At 71.0% G+C, this 15015-nt stretch carries 16 protein-coding genes; 7 read left to right on the top strand and 9 right to left on the bottom strand.

Annotation, left to right across the window (positions count from 1 at the left end; genetic code table 11):
* The first annotated feature begins 5 nt into the window (after positions 1-5).
* The 4 genes from ABZ098_RS33380 (at position 6) to ABZ098_RS33365 (ending at position 3938) form a co-directional block, all read left to right on the top strand.
* Positions 6-770 carry an SDR family oxidoreductase gene (locus ABZ098_RS33380; protein ID WP_356597473.1) on the top strand — a complete coding sequence of 255 codons (765 nt, stop codon included), beginning with the start codon at positions 6-8 and terminating at the stop codon, positions 768-770.
* A 191-nt stretch (positions 771-961) separates the two neighbouring features.
* Positions 962-2542 carry an ABC transporter substrate-binding protein gene (locus tag ABZ098_RS33375; protein WP_356597472.1) on the top strand — a complete coding sequence of 527 codons (1581 nt, stop codon included), beginning with the start codon at positions 962-964 and terminating at the stop codon, positions 2540-2542.
* Between the two features lie 68 nt (positions 2543-2610).
* The gene (locus tag ABZ098_RS33370) at positions 2611-3294 is read left to right on the top strand and encodes a uracil-DNA glycosylase (protein WP_356597471.1); all 684 of its coding nucleotides are present in this window, start codon (positions 2611-2613) and stop codon (positions 3292-3294) included.
* A 122-nt stretch (positions 3295-3416) separates the two neighbouring features.
* Complete coding sequence (locus ABZ098_RS33365) at positions 3417-3938, top strand: hypothetical protein (protein ID WP_356597470.1); 522 nt, start codon at positions 3417-3419, stop codon at positions 3936-3938.
* Between the two features lie 12 nt (positions 3939-3950).
* Here ABZ098_RS33365 and ABZ098_RS33360 read toward each other — a convergent pair whose 3' ends face one another.
* Together ABZ098_RS33360 and ABZ098_RS33355 are read right to left on the bottom strand one after the other, a co-directional pair.
* On the bottom strand, positions 3951-4406 hold the full coding sequence (locus ABZ098_RS33360) for a hypothetical protein (RefSeq protein ID WP_356597469.1): 456 nt from the start codon (positions 4404-4406) through the stop codon (positions 3951-3953).
* Between the two features lie 199 nt (positions 4407-4605).
* Positions 4606-5118, bottom strand: a complete 513-nt coding sequence (locus ABZ098_RS33355; protein ID WP_356597468.1) for a DinB family protein — start codon at positions 5116-5118, stop codon at positions 4606-4608.
* A 121-nt stretch (positions 5119-5239) separates the two neighbouring features.
* Here ABZ098_RS33355 and ABZ098_RS33350 point away from each other — a divergent pair, with 121 nt between their 5' ends.
* Positions 5240-6145: a Gfo/Idh/MocA family oxidoreductase gene (locus ABZ098_RS33350; RefSeq protein ID WP_356597467.1), complete on the top strand. Its 906-nt coding sequence runs from the start codon at positions 5240-5242 to the stop codon at positions 6143-6145.
* On the opposite strand, the gene lnt is transcribed toward ABZ098_RS33350, so the two are convergent.
* The 6 genes from lnt to ABZ098_RS33320 all read right to left on the bottom strand — a co-directional run bounded on the left by lnt (position 6069) and on the right by ABZ098_RS33320 (position 11392).
* Positions 6069-7643 (bottom strand): apolipoprotein N-acyltransferase, encoded by a 1575-nt coding sequence (lnt, locus tag ABZ098_RS33345; RefSeq protein WP_356597466.1) that lies wholly within the window; start codon positions 7641-7643, stop codon positions 6069-6071. The genes ABZ098_RS33350 and lnt overlap by 77 nt on opposite strands.
* 64 nt (positions 7644-7707) lie before the next feature.
* Entirely contained in the window at positions 7708-8190 is a 483-nt protein-coding gene (locus ABZ098_RS33340) for a nuclear transport factor 2 family protein (protein ID WP_356597465.1), read from the bottom strand.
* Between the two features lie 127 nt (positions 8191-8317).
* Positions 8318-9490 carry an FAD-dependent monooxygenase gene (locus tag ABZ098_RS33335; RefSeq protein WP_356597464.1) on the bottom strand — a complete coding sequence of 391 codons (1173 nt, stop codon included), beginning with the start codon at positions 9488-9490 and terminating at the stop codon, positions 8318-8320.
* 41 nt (positions 9491-9531) lie between these two features.
* Positions 9532-9711 carry a hypothetical protein gene (locus tag ABZ098_RS33330; RefSeq protein WP_356597463.1) on the bottom strand — a complete coding sequence of 60 codons (180 nt, stop codon included), beginning with the start codon at positions 9709-9711 and terminating at the stop codon, positions 9532-9534.
* A gap of 211 nt (positions 9712-9922) precedes the next feature.
* Positions 9923-10798 carry an undecaprenyl-diphosphate phosphatase gene (locus ABZ098_RS33325; RefSeq protein ID WP_356597462.1) on the bottom strand — a complete coding sequence of 292 codons (876 nt, stop codon included), beginning with the start codon at positions 10796-10798 and terminating at the stop codon, positions 9923-9925.
* A gap of 123 nt (positions 10799-10921) precedes the next feature.
* Positions 10922-11392, bottom strand: a complete 471-nt coding sequence (locus ABZ098_RS33320; protein WP_356597461.1) for a helix-turn-helix domain-containing protein — start codon at positions 11390-11392, stop codon at positions 10922-10924.
* Positions 11393-11517: 125 nt separating this feature from the next.
* On the opposite strand from ABZ098_RS33320, the gene ABZ098_RS33315 reads away from it, so the two are divergent.
* The gene (locus tag ABZ098_RS33315) at positions 11518-12687 is read left to right on the top strand and encodes a thiolase family protein (RefSeq protein ID WP_356597460.1); all 1170 of its coding nucleotides are present in this window, start codon (positions 11518-11520) and stop codon (positions 12685-12687) included.
* A gap of 44 nt (positions 12688-12731) precedes the next feature.
* Here ABZ098_RS33315 and ABZ098_RS33310 read toward each other — a convergent pair whose 3' ends face one another.
* Positions 12732-13499 carry a TVP38/TMEM64 family protein gene (locus tag ABZ098_RS33310; RefSeq protein WP_356597459.1) on the bottom strand — a complete coding sequence of 256 codons (768 nt, stop codon included), beginning with the start codon at positions 13497-13499 and terminating at the stop codon, positions 12732-12734.
* A gap of 328 nt (positions 13500-13827) precedes the next feature.
* On the opposite strand from ABZ098_RS33310, the gene tuf reads away from it, so the two are divergent.
* Positions 13828-14997, top strand: coding sequence for an elongation factor Tu (gene tuf / locus ABZ098_RS33305; RefSeq protein ID WP_356597458.1), 1170 nt, complete (start codon positions 13828-13830; stop codon positions 14995-14997).
* Positions 14998-15015 lie beyond the last annotated feature (18 nt).

Raw genomic sequence — 15015 nt, 5'->3', positions numbered from 1 at the left:
GAACCATGACTTCGCAACTCCCCGAGCCTTCGGGCAAGGTCGCGCTCATCACGGGCGCCAGCCGCGGTATCGGCTACGGCGTCGCCGAGGCGCTCGTCGCGCGCGGTGACCGGGTGGTCATCACCGGCCGCACCGAGGACGCGCTCAAGGAGGCCGTCGAGCAGCTCGGCGCCGAGCGCGCCGTCTACGTCGCCGGCAAGGCGCACGACGAGGAGCACCAGGCCGTCGCCGTGCAGCGCGCCATGGACGCCTTCGGCCGCGTCGACTACCTGATCAACAACGCCGGCACCAACCCGGTGTTCGGGCCGATCGCCGACCTCGACCTGAACGTGGCGCGCAAGGTCTTCGAGACCAACGTGATCTCCGCGCTCGGCTTCGCCCAGAAGACCTGGCACGCCTGGCAGAAGGACAACGGCGGCGCGATCGTCAACATCGCCTCCGTCGCGGGCATCGCGCCCTCGCCCTTCATCGCCGCGTACGGCGTCAGCAAGGCCGCGATGATCAACCTCACCCAGCAGCTCGCGCACGAGTTCGCCCCCAGGGTGCGGGTCAACGCGATCGCCCCGGCCGTCGTGAAGACCAAGTTCGCGCAGGCCCTGTACGAGGGCCGGGAGGCGGAGGCCGCCGCGTCCTACCCGCTGGCCCGGCTCGGCGTGCCCTCCGACATCGGCGGTGCCGCCGCCTTCCTCACCTCGGAGCAGTCCGACTGGGTCACCGGTCAGACGCTCGTCGTCGACGGCGGCATCTTCCTCAACGCCGGCGTGGGCTGATCCCCGTCGCCTCGGCACGGGCGCCCGTTGACACCGACGGCGCCCGTGTCGACGCACAAAAGCCTCACAGCGGCATTACAGGGTCATCACCGGTGAGGTGATCAAGCCGCCTGTGGACGAACCGGTTGAGTGTGCGTGGCGCTGCGGTATGTTTTGCCGACTCTCGGCACGGCATTTCGAGGAGCAAGCGCGTGTTCAAGCGGAACCGATACCTGCCGCCTCTCGCGGCGCTCGTGTCCATATCCACGGTGGCCGGATGTGGTGTGTTCTCCTCGGACTCCTCCGACGGCGGGAAGTCGATCATCGTGGGGACCACCAGCGCCCCGGCCACGCTCGACCCCGCGGCCTCCTGGGACAACTCCTGGGAACTGTTCCGCAACGTCTACCAGACGCTCCTCAACTACTCCCCGGGCGCGTCCGACCCCGAACCCGACGCCGCCGAGCGCTGCGAGTTCACCGACGCGTCGAGCACCGTGTACAGCTGCACGCTGCGCGAGGGGCTGAAGTTCTCCAACGGGCACACCCTGGACGCCCATGCCGTCAAGTACTCGTTCGACCGCATCAAGAAGATCAACGTCAACGGCGGTCCCGCGGGCCTGCTGGGCACGCTCTCCCGGGTGCAGGTGAAGGGCGACCGCGAGGTCGTCTTCCGCCTCAGCCAGCCCGACGCCACCTTCCCTCTGGTGCTCACCACTCCGGCCATGTCGATCGTGGACCCCGAGGAGTACTCCTCGAGCGAGATCCGCAAGGACGGGAAGATCAGCGGCTCGGGGCCCTACAGCCTCGACTCCTACCAGGAGGGCGAGAAGGCGGAGCTGGTCCGCAACGACCACTACAAGGGCATAGCGGACCTCAAGAACGACGCCGTCACGATCCGCTACTTCCAGCAGTCGGACGCGATGGTCAAGGCCCTCAAGGACAAGGAGATCTCGGTCGTGTACCGGGGTCTCGGCGCCTCCGACACCGTGGACATCGAGGTCAACCAGCGGAAGGAGGGGCTCCAGCTCGTCGAGAACCCCACCACCGAGATCAGTTACCTGGTGTTCAACCCCAGCGACCCGTGGTCCGCCAAGCCCGCGGTCCGCAAGGCCGTCGCGCAGATCGTCGACCGCCCGGCGCTCGTCCACTACGTCTACAAGGACACCGTCGAGCCGCTGTACTCCATGGTCCCGGCCGGGCTCACCGGCCACACCACGGGCTTCTTCGACGACTTCGGGGACCCCAGCGTGGCCAAGGCCAAGAAGTTCCTCACCGAAGCGGGGATCACCGAACGCGTCCCGCTCACCCTCTGGTACACCAGCGACCGCTACGGCTCGACGACCAAGCCCGCCTTCGAGGAGCTGAAGCGGCAGCTGGAGGCCTCCGGCCTCTTCACGATCACCCTCAAGAGCCGCCCGTGGAAGACCTACGTCGAGGGCTACCAGAAGGGCGAGTACCCGGTGTTCGGGCGCGGCTGGTTCCCCGACTTCCACGACGCCGACAACTTCATCGCGCCCTTCGTGGGCAAGCAGAACGCCCTCGGCACCCCGTACGAGGCCCCCGAGATCACCGGCAAGCTGCTCCCGCAGTCGCGCGCGGAGAGCGACCGTGGGGCCGTCGGCCCGCAGATCGAGGAGGCCCAGCAGGTCTTCGTGGACGACACACGCCTGGTGCCCCTGTGGCAGGGCAAGCAGTACGTGGCCGCGAGCGAGGAGATCGCCGGGCTCGAGCGGGTCATCGACCCGGCGACCATGATGGCGATGTGGGAGCTGTACTGGAAGACGAGCTGGTAGCAGCGATTGTCAGTGGGCAGCTGTAGGTTCTGAAGCCTGCAAGTGACCGCACATCGTGAGGAATTGACGTGACCGACACCGCCATGCTGCCCGAGTCCTGGCGCGGGGTTCTGGGCGACGAGCTGCAGCAGCCCTACTTCAAGGAGCTGACGGAGTTCGTCGAGGACGAGCGGGCGAAGGGTCCCGTCTACCCGCCCCGCGAGGAGGTCTTCGCCGCCCTCGACGCCACGCCGTACGACCGGGTGAAGGTCCTGATCCTCGGCCAGGACCCGTACCACGGCGAGGGCCAGGGACACGGCCTGTGCTTCTCGGTCCGCCCGGGCGTCAAGACCCCGCCCTCCCTCCGGAACATCTACAAGGAGATGAAGGAGGAGCTGGGCCTGGAGATCCCGGACAACGGCTACCTCATGCCGTGGGCCCAGCAGGGCGTCCTGCTGCTCAACGCGGTGCTCACGGTCCGCTCCGGAGAGGCCAACTCGCACAAGGGCAAGGGCTGGGAGAAGTTCACCGACGCGGTGATCCGCGCGGTGGCGGAGCGGCCCGACCCGGCGGTCTTCGTGCTGTGGGGCAACTACGCCCAGAAGAAGCTCCCCCTGATCGACGAGAGCCGGCACGTGGTGGTCAAGGGCGCGCACCCCTCCCCGCTGTCGGCGAAGAAGTTCTTCGGCTCCCGCCCGTTCACGCAGATCAACGAGGCGGTCGCCCGGCAGGGCCACGAGCCCATCGACTGGACGATCCCGAACCTCGGCTGACCCCGCCACCGGGCCGGTGGCGCACCGACCGGCCCGGTCCCGCCTGACCGGGATTGTCAGTGGCGGCGGCTAGCGTCGGGAGGGACAGCGACGACAGCCGACCAGGGCCTGGTGGAGGACGTGTGACGGAGCGACAGGAGCAGACGGCGCCGGATGCCGTGATGACACGGATCGGGCAGGTCGTCATGCTGTGTCACGCGGGAGACCGCGAGGAGGCCCGGCACCGCTTCCTGGAGCTGTGGGCGGAGATCGGCGAGGACGGCGACCCGCTGCACCGCTGCACCCTGGCCCACTACATGGCCGACGCCCAGGACGACCCCTGCGACGAACTCGCGTGGGACCTCAGGGCGCTGACGGCAGCCGAGGAGCTCACCTGCGACCGGCCGGCCCGGCACGAGAGCGCGATCGCCGTGCGCGCCCTGTATCCCTCGCTGCACCTCAACCTGGCCGCCGACTATGTGCGGCTCGCCCGCGCGGACGCCGCCCGCACCCATCTGCGCCGGGCCCGCAGGGCGGCGGACGCCCTGGGCGAGGACAGCTACAGCGACGGGGTGCGGGCGGCGATCAGCAGACTGGAGCTGCGCCTGGGCGAAGGCGGCTCCGCCGGCGAGGGCAGGTGGGGGCCGCCGAGGCAGCGGCCCTGAGGCCCGGGGGCCTCACCGCCCGTAGGTCTGGTCGCAGATGACCGACTCCGGGCTGCCCTCCTGCCAGCGGCCGTACTTCCGGCCCATCGCGCACACGTCCTGCGGCCCCTTCGGGACTGACTTGGGCACGGATCTGGCCACGTCCGGGATCTCGACGGGCGGCCGCCGGTGGTGGGGTGCGTCCGGGCGCCACGGCTCCGGATGTGCCCGGCGTGCGGGGCGCTCCGGGTGAGACGGATGCGCGTGTGTCGGCTGTCGGCCGTGCGGATGCGCGGGGGCCCACCCGGCCCCCGGAGCCTTGTCGCGGGACGTGGTCCCGTCCGGCTTCGAGGAGGGGGACGGGTCGATCATGGACAGCGCCTCCTGGGCCGGCGCCTGCACGATCTGCGGCTCCGCCTGACCGTCCGGACGGGCGTCCCCCGGCCCCGGGAGCTGCGACGGTGCCGTCGTCGGCGGCGGCCCGGACACGGGTGGACGCTGGACCGTCACACAGCCGGTGAGGGCCGAGACAGCCACGGTGACCAGGAGCGTTGCGGTAGTCGTGGTTCGATGCACCCGCGTCACTCTGCTGGGTCGGGCGACCTCGGCGACAGCGGACGAGCGGAGGTTGCCCCGCACGGGTGATCTCCGCCCCCGTACGGCGTGCTCGGGTCTCCCGGTGCTGACGTCAGTCGCCGGTGGCGCCGTCGAGGCGCTCGCGGAGCAGGTCGGCGTGGCCGTTGTGGCGGGCGTACTCCTCGATCATGTGGGTGTAGAGCCAGCGCAGGTTGTACCGCTCGCCGGTCCGGCGGTGCTTGCCCACGGTGATGTCGTCCAGGCCGAACCGGGCCGCGTTCTCCCGGCTCCTGTCGATCTCGGCCTGCCAGGTGGCGTACGCCTCCGCCCAGGTGTCGGCCCCGGTGAGACGGAACTCGCCGTCCGGGTCGGCCTCGCTGTAGTAGATCGGTCCGGCGTCCTCGTCGGCCAGGACCCGGCGGAACCAGCTGCGCTCCACCTCCGCCATGTGCCGTACCAGACCCATCAGGGAGAGCGTGGACGGCTCCACCGAGGCGGTCCGGAGCTGGGCGTCGGTCAGGCCCTCGCACTTCCAGGCGAGGGTCTGCCGGTGGTAGTCGAGCCAGCCCTCCAGCATGCTGCGTTCGTCGGCGGTGGTCGCGGGTTCGGCGCGCTGAGTCGTCATGCTTGTATCCTCACCCGCCTCACCCCTCACCACCAGCGATTTCCCGGCCGTCGGCCGGGGCCCGCGGCGGTCGCCGTATGCTTCCGGCAGCGCCCTGGCCCGACGACATGGAGGAGTCCACGTGAAGGTCGGCTGCATCGGACTCGGTGACATCGCGCAGAAGGCGTATCTGCCGGTGCTCGGCAGTCGGCCCGGCATCGAACTGCACGTACAGACGCGGACCCCGGCGACGCTGGTCCGGGTCGCCGACGGGCTCCACCTGCCCGAGGGACAACGGCACCGGGACCTCGACTCGCTGCTCGCCCAGGGCCTCGACGCCGCCTTCGTGCACGCGCCGACGGCCGTGCACCCCGAGATCGTCGCGCGGTTGCTGGAAGCGGGCGTACCGACGTACGTCGACAAGCCGCTCGCCTACGAACTGGCCGATTCCGAACGGCTGGTGGCGCTCGCCGAGCAGCGGAACGTGACTCTGGCCGTCGGCTTCAACCGGCGGTTCGCCCCCGGGTACACGCAGTGCGCCGAGCATCCGCGCGAGCTGATCCTCATGCAGAAGAACCGGATCGGGCTCCCGGAGGAGCCGCGCGCGATGATCCTCGACGACTTCATCCACGTCGTCGACACCCTGCGGTTCCTGGTGCCGGGGCCGGTCGACGACGTGACGGTACGCGCGCGCGTGGAGGACGGACTGCTGCACCACGTCGTGCTCCAGCTCGCCGGGGACGGCTTCACCGCGCTCGGGGTGATGAACCGGCTCAGCGGTTCGGCCGAGGAGATCCTGGAGGTGTCCGGGCAGGACACCAAGCGGCAGGTGCTCAACCTGGCCGACGTGATCGACCACAAGGGCCAGCCCACCATCAGGCGGCGCGGCGACTGGGTGCCGGTGGCCCGGCAGCGCGGCATCGAGCAGGCGGTGCTCGCCTTCCTCGACGCCGTCCGCGCGGGCAAGGTGCTCAGCGCCCGGGACGCGCTGGCGACCCATGAGCTGTGCGAGCGGGTGGTACGAGCGGTTCAGGAGCGGGCCGCCTGAACCGCCGGCCCAGCTCGGTGGCGCACCACACGGCGAGGACGAGCAGGGCCGCGTGCACCGGCCAGTCGCCGAAGCGCACGTACGGCGTCGTCCCGGTCGCCAGCGGAACGTCGTACACGCGGGAGGCGCTGGCGTCGGTGCCGACCCACTGCCCGACGCGCCCGCCGCTCGCGTCGTAGACGGCTGAGACACCGGTCAGGGTCGAGTGCACCATCGGGCGGCCCGACTCGGCGGCGCGCAGGGCGGCGAGCGAGGCGTGCTGCTCGGGGGCCCAGCTGTTCTGGAAGGACGAGGTCGACGACTGAGCGATCAGCAACTGGGCGCCGTCCTCGGCGAGATGCCGGCTCATGTCGGGGAACGCCGACTCGAAGCACACCATCGGACCCACCTTCAGCCCGTGCCCGACGTCCATCACGACCTGTTCGGAGCCGTTCCTGCGGTTCTCGGCCGCCGCCTTGCCGACCGAGGTGACCCAGCCGAGCAGTGAGCGGGCCGGGATGTACTCGCCGAAGGGGACCAGGCGCATCTTGTCGTAGCGGTCGCCGGTGAGCCCGCCGGGGCCCACGAGGACCGAACTCTTGTAGATGCCGGGCTTGTCGGAGCGGCGGGCGTCGACGTTGACGAGGAGGTCTGCGCCGGTCTCCTCGGAGAGTGCCGCGAGCCGCTTCGCCAGGTCGGGCCGGTCCCCGAGGTCGAAGCCGACACTGCTCTCGCCCCAGACGATCAGGTCCACGTCCTGCCCGGCGAGATCGCGGGTGAGCTGCTCCTCGCGGGCGAAGCGCCGGTCGGGGCCGTCGATGACACCGGGCTGGACGACCGCGATCCGCGTGCTGTTCCGGGTGTCGGGACGCGGGGCCCACATCCAGGCCGCCGAGGTCACGGCGGCGGTGGCGACGAGGCCCGCCACCGCGGGGACCCGGGACTCACGGACCGTCACCAGCACGGCGACCGCCACGTTGACGGCCACGATCAGGAAGCTGATCAGCCACACCCCGCCGACCGAGGCCAGCCGCAACGCCGGCGCCACCTCCCACTGGCTGGCGCCGAGCACGCCCCAGGGGCCGCCGAGCCCCTGCCAGGAGCGGACGAGTTCGATGCCGAGCCAGCCCGACGGCAGCACGGCCAGGGCGGCCGCGATCCGGCCGTGCGAGGGAGTCCGGGAAGATCCGGCCGCTCCGAGGAAGTGCCGTACCAGAGCGCCCCAGGGCGCCCACAGCGCGCCGAGCAGGGCGCCGATGACGAAGATGAACACGCTCAGGCTCGGCAGCAGCCAGTGGTGCATCCCCACCATGAAGCCGAAACCGCCGGCCCAGCCGTCGTACGCCGCCCGTTTCGCCGTCGGGGCCGAGCGGATCAGCGCGATCCACGGGACGAGGGCGACGTAGGCGAACCACCACAGGGACGGGGCCGGGAACGCGAGGACGGGGAGGGCGCCTGCCAGCACCGCGACGGTCGAGCGCCGCCAGGGGGAGGCAAGCCAGTGGCCGAACGTGTTCATACGGCGCCTCCTACCCCGTGTGGGTCTCCAGTGTGCGTGTGGTTGACCACCCGGGGGTGTCGGCTCAGTTGATCACAGGTGCGGGCCGGGGGTGGGGCGGACGACGCCACTTCTCCCGCACGACGACCTCGCTGAGCCGCCAGCCGTCGTCCGTGCGCAGCAGGGCGAAGGCGTAGCGGCCTCCGCAGACGAAGTCGGGGGTGGTGGAGGGGGTGTCGGCGGCGAGGCGCATGGGGTTGATGTAGTCGGCCTGGACGCGGGCCGTGTCGCCGGTGTCCTGGTCCAGGGTGCCGAACCGGACGCGGCGGTTGACGATCAGGTGCTGCCGCATCGAGAACAACGTCAGGCTCTCCGCGAGCCATGCGGCGACCTGTCGCGCGTCCCCCTCGACCCCGCCCGCCGAGCGGTAGTCGGCCCGCCCGTCGCAGGTGAACAGTCCTCGGTACGCCTCCCAGTCGCCGTCGTCCACGGCCACGGCGTAGTCGGTGACGAGTGCGTCCACGGCCAGCCGGTCCATCACGGTCGCGAGCTCCACACGCTGCGTCATCGGCTCAGTGTTGGGCATGCGGCGGGCCGAGCCAAGGGGCGTGCGGTGACATTCGGAGGGCGGGGCGGGGGACGGCCGGGGTGGTCGGCGAGGGCTGCCGCTGGACGTGGAGGGCCGTCGCGGGCGGTCAGCCGTCGGCGAGGACGTCGAGCGGCCAGGCCGCCGAGTGGGGGCCGAACCTGTTCACGGCCGCGAGGGCGACCAGGCGGGCGTCGCGTTCCTCGGCCTCGGGGCCGTCCGGCACGTGGTAGTCGTGGCCGGCCCGCGCGGAACTGGCCTGCACGGCCGTGGCGGCCGGGACCCGTCTGCGGACGTACCGGTCCAGCGCGTCGGGCACCTCGTCCGGTGCGGTGCCGGTGAGGCAGTCGCCGAGGACGGCCGCGTCCATGATGGCCTGGGCCGCGCCCTGGGCCTGGAAGGGCACCATCGCGTGGGCGCTGTCCCCGAGCAGGGTGACCCGGCCGACGTTCCAGCGGGGGAGCGGGGCGCGCGTGTAGATGCCGTAGCGGAAGACCTGGCCCGCGCGGTCGAGGACGGTCGTCACACGGGGGTCCCAGCCGGTGAACGCGCGTGACGGCTCGCCGGGTTCCGCCCGCGCGGTCCACGACTCCTGGGCCGCCCGGTCCGTCACGAACACGGCGACGAAGTTGAGGAGTTCACCGCCACGCAGCCAGTAGTGGACGATGTGGCGGCCCGGGCCGAGCCAGGCGGCGTACTCCGGCAGGTCCAGGTCGGCGACCTCGGCGGCGGGCAGCAGGGCCCGGTAGGCGGCGGTGTGCGAGAACACCGCCTCGTCCGCGCCGAAGAGCCACTGGCGGGCGGCGGAGCGGATGCCGTCGGCGGCCACGACGAGGTCGGCGTCCAGGTGTTCACCGCTCGCCGTGGCCACGCGGGCTCCCTTGTCGTCCTGGTCGATGCCCACGACGGTGGTGGCCAGGCGCAGCGATCCGGGCGGCACGGCGGCGAGCAGGGCTCGTTGGAGATCGGCCCGGTGGAGCTGGAGGTACGGTGCCCCGAACTCCTCCTCGGCGTCCCGGCCGATGACGTAGCGACAGATCTCGGAACCGTCGGACCAGGTGCGGAAGCTCACGTGGGACGGGCGCGTGGAGTGCTTCGCCACGGCGTTGAGGAGGTCCAGCCGGCGCAGTACGCGGGTGGCGTTGGGGGCGAGCTGGATGCCCGCGCCGATCTCGGTGAGCCGCCGCGACTGCTCGACTAGGGTCACGTCATGGCCGGCCCGGCACAGGCTCAGCGTCGCGGTCAGACCGCCGATGCCCGCGCCCACGACGATCGCTCTCATGGCATGACCTCACCTTCGCGGGACGTGCCGTCTCTTCTGGGTCAGGCCGCCTCGATGACGTCACTGCGGATCGCGGCCGCCCATTCGACCACCAACAGCTCGTACTCCGCGCGCTCCTGTGACGACAGCGTGCCGCCTGCGCGCATCCAGAGCGCCCGGATCTGCTCGTTCACCTCGGCAGCGGAACGCACGGAACCAGGGGTCACGGAATCGGGGGACATGCGCACAAGCCTAGGCGCAAGCACTGACAGTGCGCTACCGGACGGCTACGCACAACGTATGTGATTGGTCACGGGTTTCGGGGCGGGCGCCCTGTGAGCAGCAGGGGCCGGGCGCCGGATGACGCACACCGCCCTGCCCACGTCCAGGAGGTCCTCGGTCGGCGGGCCCCGGTTCGGTGCCGCGCCCGGCGAGTCCAGGACCGCGGGTGCGTCAGCCCGCCGACTCCGCCGCGTGGGGGCTCAGGACGCCCATCGTGACCAGGGCGATGATGACGATGCCGAGGGCGATGCGGTACCAGACGAAGGGCATGAAGCTCTTGGTCGAGATGAACTTCATGAACCAGGCGATGACCGCGTAACCGACGACGAAGGCGATCACCGTCGCGAAGATCGTGGGGCCCCAGGAGACGTGGTCGCTCTCCAGCGCGTCCTTCAACTCGAAGAGACCGGAGGCCAGTACGGCCGGGATGGCGAGGAGGAAGGAGTAGCGGGCCGCGGACTCGCGCCGGTAGCCCATGAAGAGGCCGCCGCTGATGGTGGCGCCGGAGCGGGAGACGCCGGGGACGAGGGCCATGGACTGGCACAGGCCGAAGATCAGGCCGTCCTTGACGCCGAGGTCCTCAAGTCCCTTGCGCTGCTTGGGCGCGCGATGCCGCCCCCCGCTCTCGTCGCGGGCCGCCAGCCGGTCGGCGACGCCGATGACGACGCCGACGACGATCAGCATCGTGGCGGTGATGCGCAGATCGCGGAACGGCCCCTCGATCTGGTCCTTGAACAGCAGTCCCAGCACGCCGATGGGGATGGACCCGACGATCACCAGCCAGCCCATCTGGGCGTCGTGGTCGGCGCGCAGCTCCTTCTTGACGAGGGAACGGCTCCACGTCGAGATGATCCGCCCGATGTCCTTGCGGAAGTAGATCAGCACGGCGGCCTCGGTGCCGATCTGGGTGATCGCGGTGAAGGCCGCCCCTGGGTCCTTCCAGCCCGAGAAGGCCGCGGTCAGACGCAGATGCGCGCTGGAGGAGACGGGAAGGAACTCGGTCAGCCCCTGGACGAGTCCGAGGATGAGTGATTCGAACCAAGACATGAAGTTACGGCGTCCAAGTGCTGGTCGTGTGACGGGAGTCGGGCGCGCCGCATCACCGGGCGCGGTGATCGGGGTGCGAGGGCAGCGTAGCGCCCCGCGGTGACAGCCTGGCCACAGGGGCGCTCAGGCGGCTGTCGGTCCGGTCACCGTCCAGCCGTCGGCCTGGGGGTGAGCTGTCAGGTCCTCGTGGCGGACCGTGTCCCCACAGGCGGAGCAGGTGACCACGGGCAGAAGTTCGTTGCCGCAGATGTGCTCGACGACCATGGGCCGGTCGTCGTCCTTGCGCAGGTGCCGGTCGCCCCACGCCATGAGCGTCAGCAGCAGCGGCTCCAGTTCGAGCCCCGCCTCGGTGGGCCGGTACTCGAAGCGCTGGGGCCGCTCGCTGTAGACGCGCTTGGTCAGGATCCCGGCGTCGACGAGCCGGCGCAGCCGGGTGGCCAGGACGTCGCGCGGGGCGCCGATGTTGCGCACGAGCTGGTCGAAGCGGCCGTTGCCCATGCAGGCCTCCCGCAGTACGAGCAGGGAGTACTTCTCGCCGACGAGCGCCAGGGCGTCGGCGATGGAGCAGGGGCGTGGATCTCCGGTGGCGGCCATGAGGCCCAGTCTAGGGGAGGGTTTGTTTCTCCAACTCAAGGGTTTGATTTTCCAACCCGCAGGGCTATGGTGAGTTTGGATTCCCTACTCACCAGTAGTAGCCCTCATTGATGGAGGCCCGCACCATGCGTGACGCAGTCATCGTCGAAGCCGTACGCACCCCCGTGGGCAAGGGCAAGCCGAACGGCTCCCTCGCGCACGTGCACCCCGTCGAACTCCTCGCCCACACTCTGCGCACCCTCGTGGAGCGCTCCGGCGTCGACCCGGCGCTCATCGACGACGTCATCGGCGGCACCGTCGACCAGGTCGGCGAGCAGGCCATGAACACCACCCGCTACGCGGCCCTGTCGGCCGGGTTCCCGGAGACGGTCCCGGCGACCACCGTGGACCGCCAGTGCGGTTCCTCACAGCAGGCCGTGCACTTCGCCGCGCAGGGGGTGATCGCGGGCGCCTACGACATCGTCGTGGCCTGCGGGGTGGAGTCGATGAGCCGGGTGCCGATGTGGTCGAACGTCCCCGAGGGCAAGGACCCCTTCGGCCCCGGGATCGCCGCACGCTACGAGGAGGGCCTCGTCCCGCAGGGCATCAGCGCCGAGCTCATCGCCGCGAAGTGGTCCATCACGCGCGAGCAGATGGACGCGTTCGCCGTCTCCTCGCACCAGAAGGCCGCGGCGGCCTGGGAGAAGGGGCTCTTCGACGCCGAGGTCGCGCCCCTGGAGGGCGTCTCGCGCGACGAGTGCGTACGCCCGGGCACCACCCCCGAGATCCTCGCCGGCCTCAAGCCCGCCTACCACGACCCGCACTTCGCGGAGCGTTTCCCGCAGATCGAGTGGAACGTGACGGCGGGCAACGCCAGCCCGATCAACGACGGCGCCTCGGCCGTCCTGATCACGTCGAGCGAGACCGCCGAACGCCTGGGCCTGCGCCCCCTGGCCCGCCTGCACAGCTTCGCCGTCACCGGCTCCGATCCCGTCCTCATGCTCACCGGAGTCGTCCCGGCCACGGAGCGGGTCCTGCGCCGGGCCGGTCTCACCCTCGACGACATCGACCTGTTCGAGGTCAACGAGGCGTTCTCCAGCGTGGTCCTGGCCTGGCAGCAGGAGACGGGCGCGGACCTCGCCAAGGTCAACGTCCACGGGGGCGCGATCGCGATCGGACACCCCCTGGGCGCGAGCGGCACCCGTCTGACGACGACGCTGGTGCACGCGATGCGGGAACGCGGGGCCCGTTACGCCCTCCAGACCATGTGCGAGGCGGGTGGACTGGCCAACGCGATGATCCTGGAAAGGGTGTGAGGAGGGCCTTTTGCGGAGCGCGGCCGACCCGCCGGATCAGAGGCTCAACGGCGGCGCAGCTGATGCCGCTTGCGCCATGCCACGATCGCCCCCGCCAGGCCCGGCAGGGCGATCGCGGCCATGGCGATCAGGAACGCCGGCGAGGTGGGCGCTGAGGCCCGCGCCCCGGCGACCACGTACGCGGCGGTGTTCGGTATCGACCCGAGCGCCGTCGCGGTGAGGAAAGGGACGTATCCCATGCGGGAGACGGCGGCGCAGTAGTTCGCCGCGGCGAACGGCACCCCGGGAAACAGCCGGGCCGCCAGCATCGAGCGGAAGCCGTGCCGGCTCAACTGCCCGTCCGCCGCCTTCAGCCACCGCCCCCGCAGCAACGGCCGCAGCGCGTCCTGCCCGAGCACCCGGCCCAGACCGAAGGCGATACCCGCCCCGAGCACCGTGCCCGCGAGCGCCGAGGCGAGCCCGAGCTGCGACCCGAAGAGCGCGCCCGCGGCGAGATTGAGCAGCGGCCGTGGCACGAACGCCACCGTGCACAGCCCGTACGCGACCCCGAACACGACCGCGGCCGCGACCCCGCCGAGCTGGGGCGGCCAGCCGTCCGACAGCAGTCTCTGCGGCTCGAAGAGCAGGACCGTGGACGCGGCGCCCGCGAGCAGGGCGACCAGCAGGGAGAGCCGGAACCAGGGAGACAGCAGCACTCTGGAGCAGCGGGCGGTGAGACGCACCGGAGCGGGGACGGGGAGAGCGAGCTCCGTGGCGATGGCCGGGGGAGTGGCCGTGGCGGTGCCCCCAGAGCGGGTGGTGGCATCGAGCATCCTGTGACGGTAACCGACACGGAGGCGTGATCGCCGTACGGGTGCCGTCGGTTGTACGGGCGGACGACGACCGGGAGACGCAAAAAACCGTTCGACGTGGGACGACGCGTCGGACATGATCTGCGTCATGTTCCGGTACGCCTTCGCTCTCGCAGCATCCGCAGTCGCGGATGCGCCGAAGGCTGCCGTTCCCGTGTTCCTGGCCGCCGCAGACGGCGCCCGAAGCTGACCCTTCCCGGATCGTCCGGCGGACCCCGCAGGGGGAGGGTCGGCGAGTCCTCGGGGTCCCCGTTCTTCCGCGAACACGAAGAGACTTCGAGGTACAGCCATGTCCAAAACCGCTTACGTGCGGACCAAGCCGCACCTGAACATCGGCACGATGGGCCACGTCGACCACGGCAAGACCACCCTGACCGCCGCCATCACCAAGGTCCTCGCCGAGCGCGGCAGCGGCACGTTCGTGCCGTTCGACCGCATCGACCGCGCCCCGGAGGAGGCCGCGCGCGGGATCACCATCAACATCGCGCACGTCGAGTACGAGACCGACACCCGGCACTACGCGCACGTGGACATGCCGGGCCACGCCGACTACGTCAAGAACATGGTCACCGGGGCCGCGCAGCTCGACGGGGCGATCCTCGTCGTCTCCGCGCTCGACGGGATCATGCCGCAGACCGCCGAACACGTGCTGCTCGCGCGGCAGGTGGGCGTCGACCACGTGGTGGTCGCCCTCAACAAGGCGGACGCGGCCGACGACGAACTGGTCGAGCTCGTCGAACTGGAGGTGCGTGAGCTGCTCTCCGCGCACGGCTACGGCGGCGACGCCGTGCCCGTCGTACGGGTCTCGGGGCTCAAGGCACTGGAGGGGGACCCGCGTTGGACGGCGTCGATCGAGGCTCTGCTCGACGCGGTGGACACGTACGTGCCCATCCCCGAGCGGTATCTGGACGCGCCGTTCCTGATGCCCGTCGAGAACGTGCTGACCATCACCGGCCGGGGGACCGTGGTGACCGGCGCGGTCGAGCGGGGCACCGTGCGGGTCGGTGACCGGGTCGAGGTGCTCGGGGCCGCCGTGGAGACGGTGGTGACCGGGGTCGAGACCTTCGGCAAGCCGATGGAGGAGGCGCAGGCCGGGGACAACGTGGCCTTGCTGCTGCGGGGCGTTCCCCGGGACGCGGTCCGGCGCGGGCATGTCGTGGCCGCGCCCGGCAGTGTGGTGCCCAGTCGGCGCTTCACCGCGCAGGTGTACGTGCTGTCTGCCCGGGAGGGCGGGCGTACGACACCGGTCTCCACCGGGTACCGGCCGCAGTTCTACATCCGTACGGCGGACGTCGTGGGGGACGTCGACCTCGGTGAGGTCGCTGTCGCGCGGCCGGGGGACCGGGTGGTCATGACCGTGGAGTTGGGTCGGGACGTGCCCTTGGAAGCGGGGCTCGGGTTCGCCATCCGCGAGGGTGGGAGGACCGTGGGGGCGGGCACCGTGACGGCCGTCGTGTGAGGCTGGTTGCGGTTGAGC

It is taken from the genome of Streptomyces sp. NPDC006335 (assembly GCF_040612795.1).
Classification (GTDB): domain Bacteria; phylum Actinomycetota; class Actinomycetes; order Streptomycetales; family Streptomycetaceae; genus Streptomyces.
Note: the sequence above shows the minus strand (reverse complement) of the source record. Positions and strands in the feature narration are given on the sequence as shown.

Bases quoted from the DNA above. Each gene is read 5' to 3' on its own strand.
- tuf (WP_356597458.1), top strand. From the start codon at position 13,828: ATGTCCAAAACCGCTTACGTGCGGACCAAGCCGCACCTGAACATCGGC.
- ABZ098_RS33320 (WP_356597461.1), bottom strand. From the start codon at position 11,392: ATGGCCGCCACCGGAGATCCACGCCCCTGCTCCATCGCCGACGCCCTG.
- ABZ098_RS33335 (WP_356597464.1), bottom strand. From the start codon at position 9,490: ATGAGAGCGATCGTCGTGGGCGCGGGCATCGGCGGTCTGACCGCGACG.
- ABZ098_RS33355 (WP_356597468.1), bottom strand. From the start codon at position 5,118: ATGACGACTCAGCGCGCCGAACCCGCGACCACCGCCGACGAACGCAGC.
- ABZ098_RS33315 (WP_356597460.1), top strand. From the start codon at position 11,518: ATGCGTGACGCAGTCATCGTCGAAGCCGTACGCACCCCCGTGGGCAAG.
- ABZ098_RS33310 (WP_356597459.1), bottom strand. From the start codon at position 13,499: ATGCTCGATGCCACCACCCGCTCTGGGGGCACCGCCACGGCCACTCCC.
- ABZ098_RS33340 (WP_356597465.1), bottom strand. From the start codon at position 8,190: ATGACGCAGCGTGTGGAGCTCGCGACCGTGATGGACCGGCTGGCCGTG.
- ABZ098_RS33325 (WP_356597462.1), bottom strand. From the start codon at position 10,798: ATGTCTTGGTTCGAATCACTCATCCTCGGACTCGTCCAGGGGCTGACC.
- ABZ098_RS33380 (WP_356597473.1), top strand. From the start codon at position 6: ATGACTTCGCAACTCCCCGAGCCTTCGGGCAAGGTCGCGCTCATCACG.
- ABZ098_RS33330 (WP_356597463.1), bottom strand. From the start codon at position 9,711: ATGTCCCCCGATTCCGTGACCCCTGGTTCCGTGCGTTCCGCTGCCGAG.
- lnt (WP_356597466.1), bottom strand. From the start codon at position 7,643: ATGAACACGTTCGGCCACTGGCTTGCCTCCCCCTGGCGGCGCTCGACC.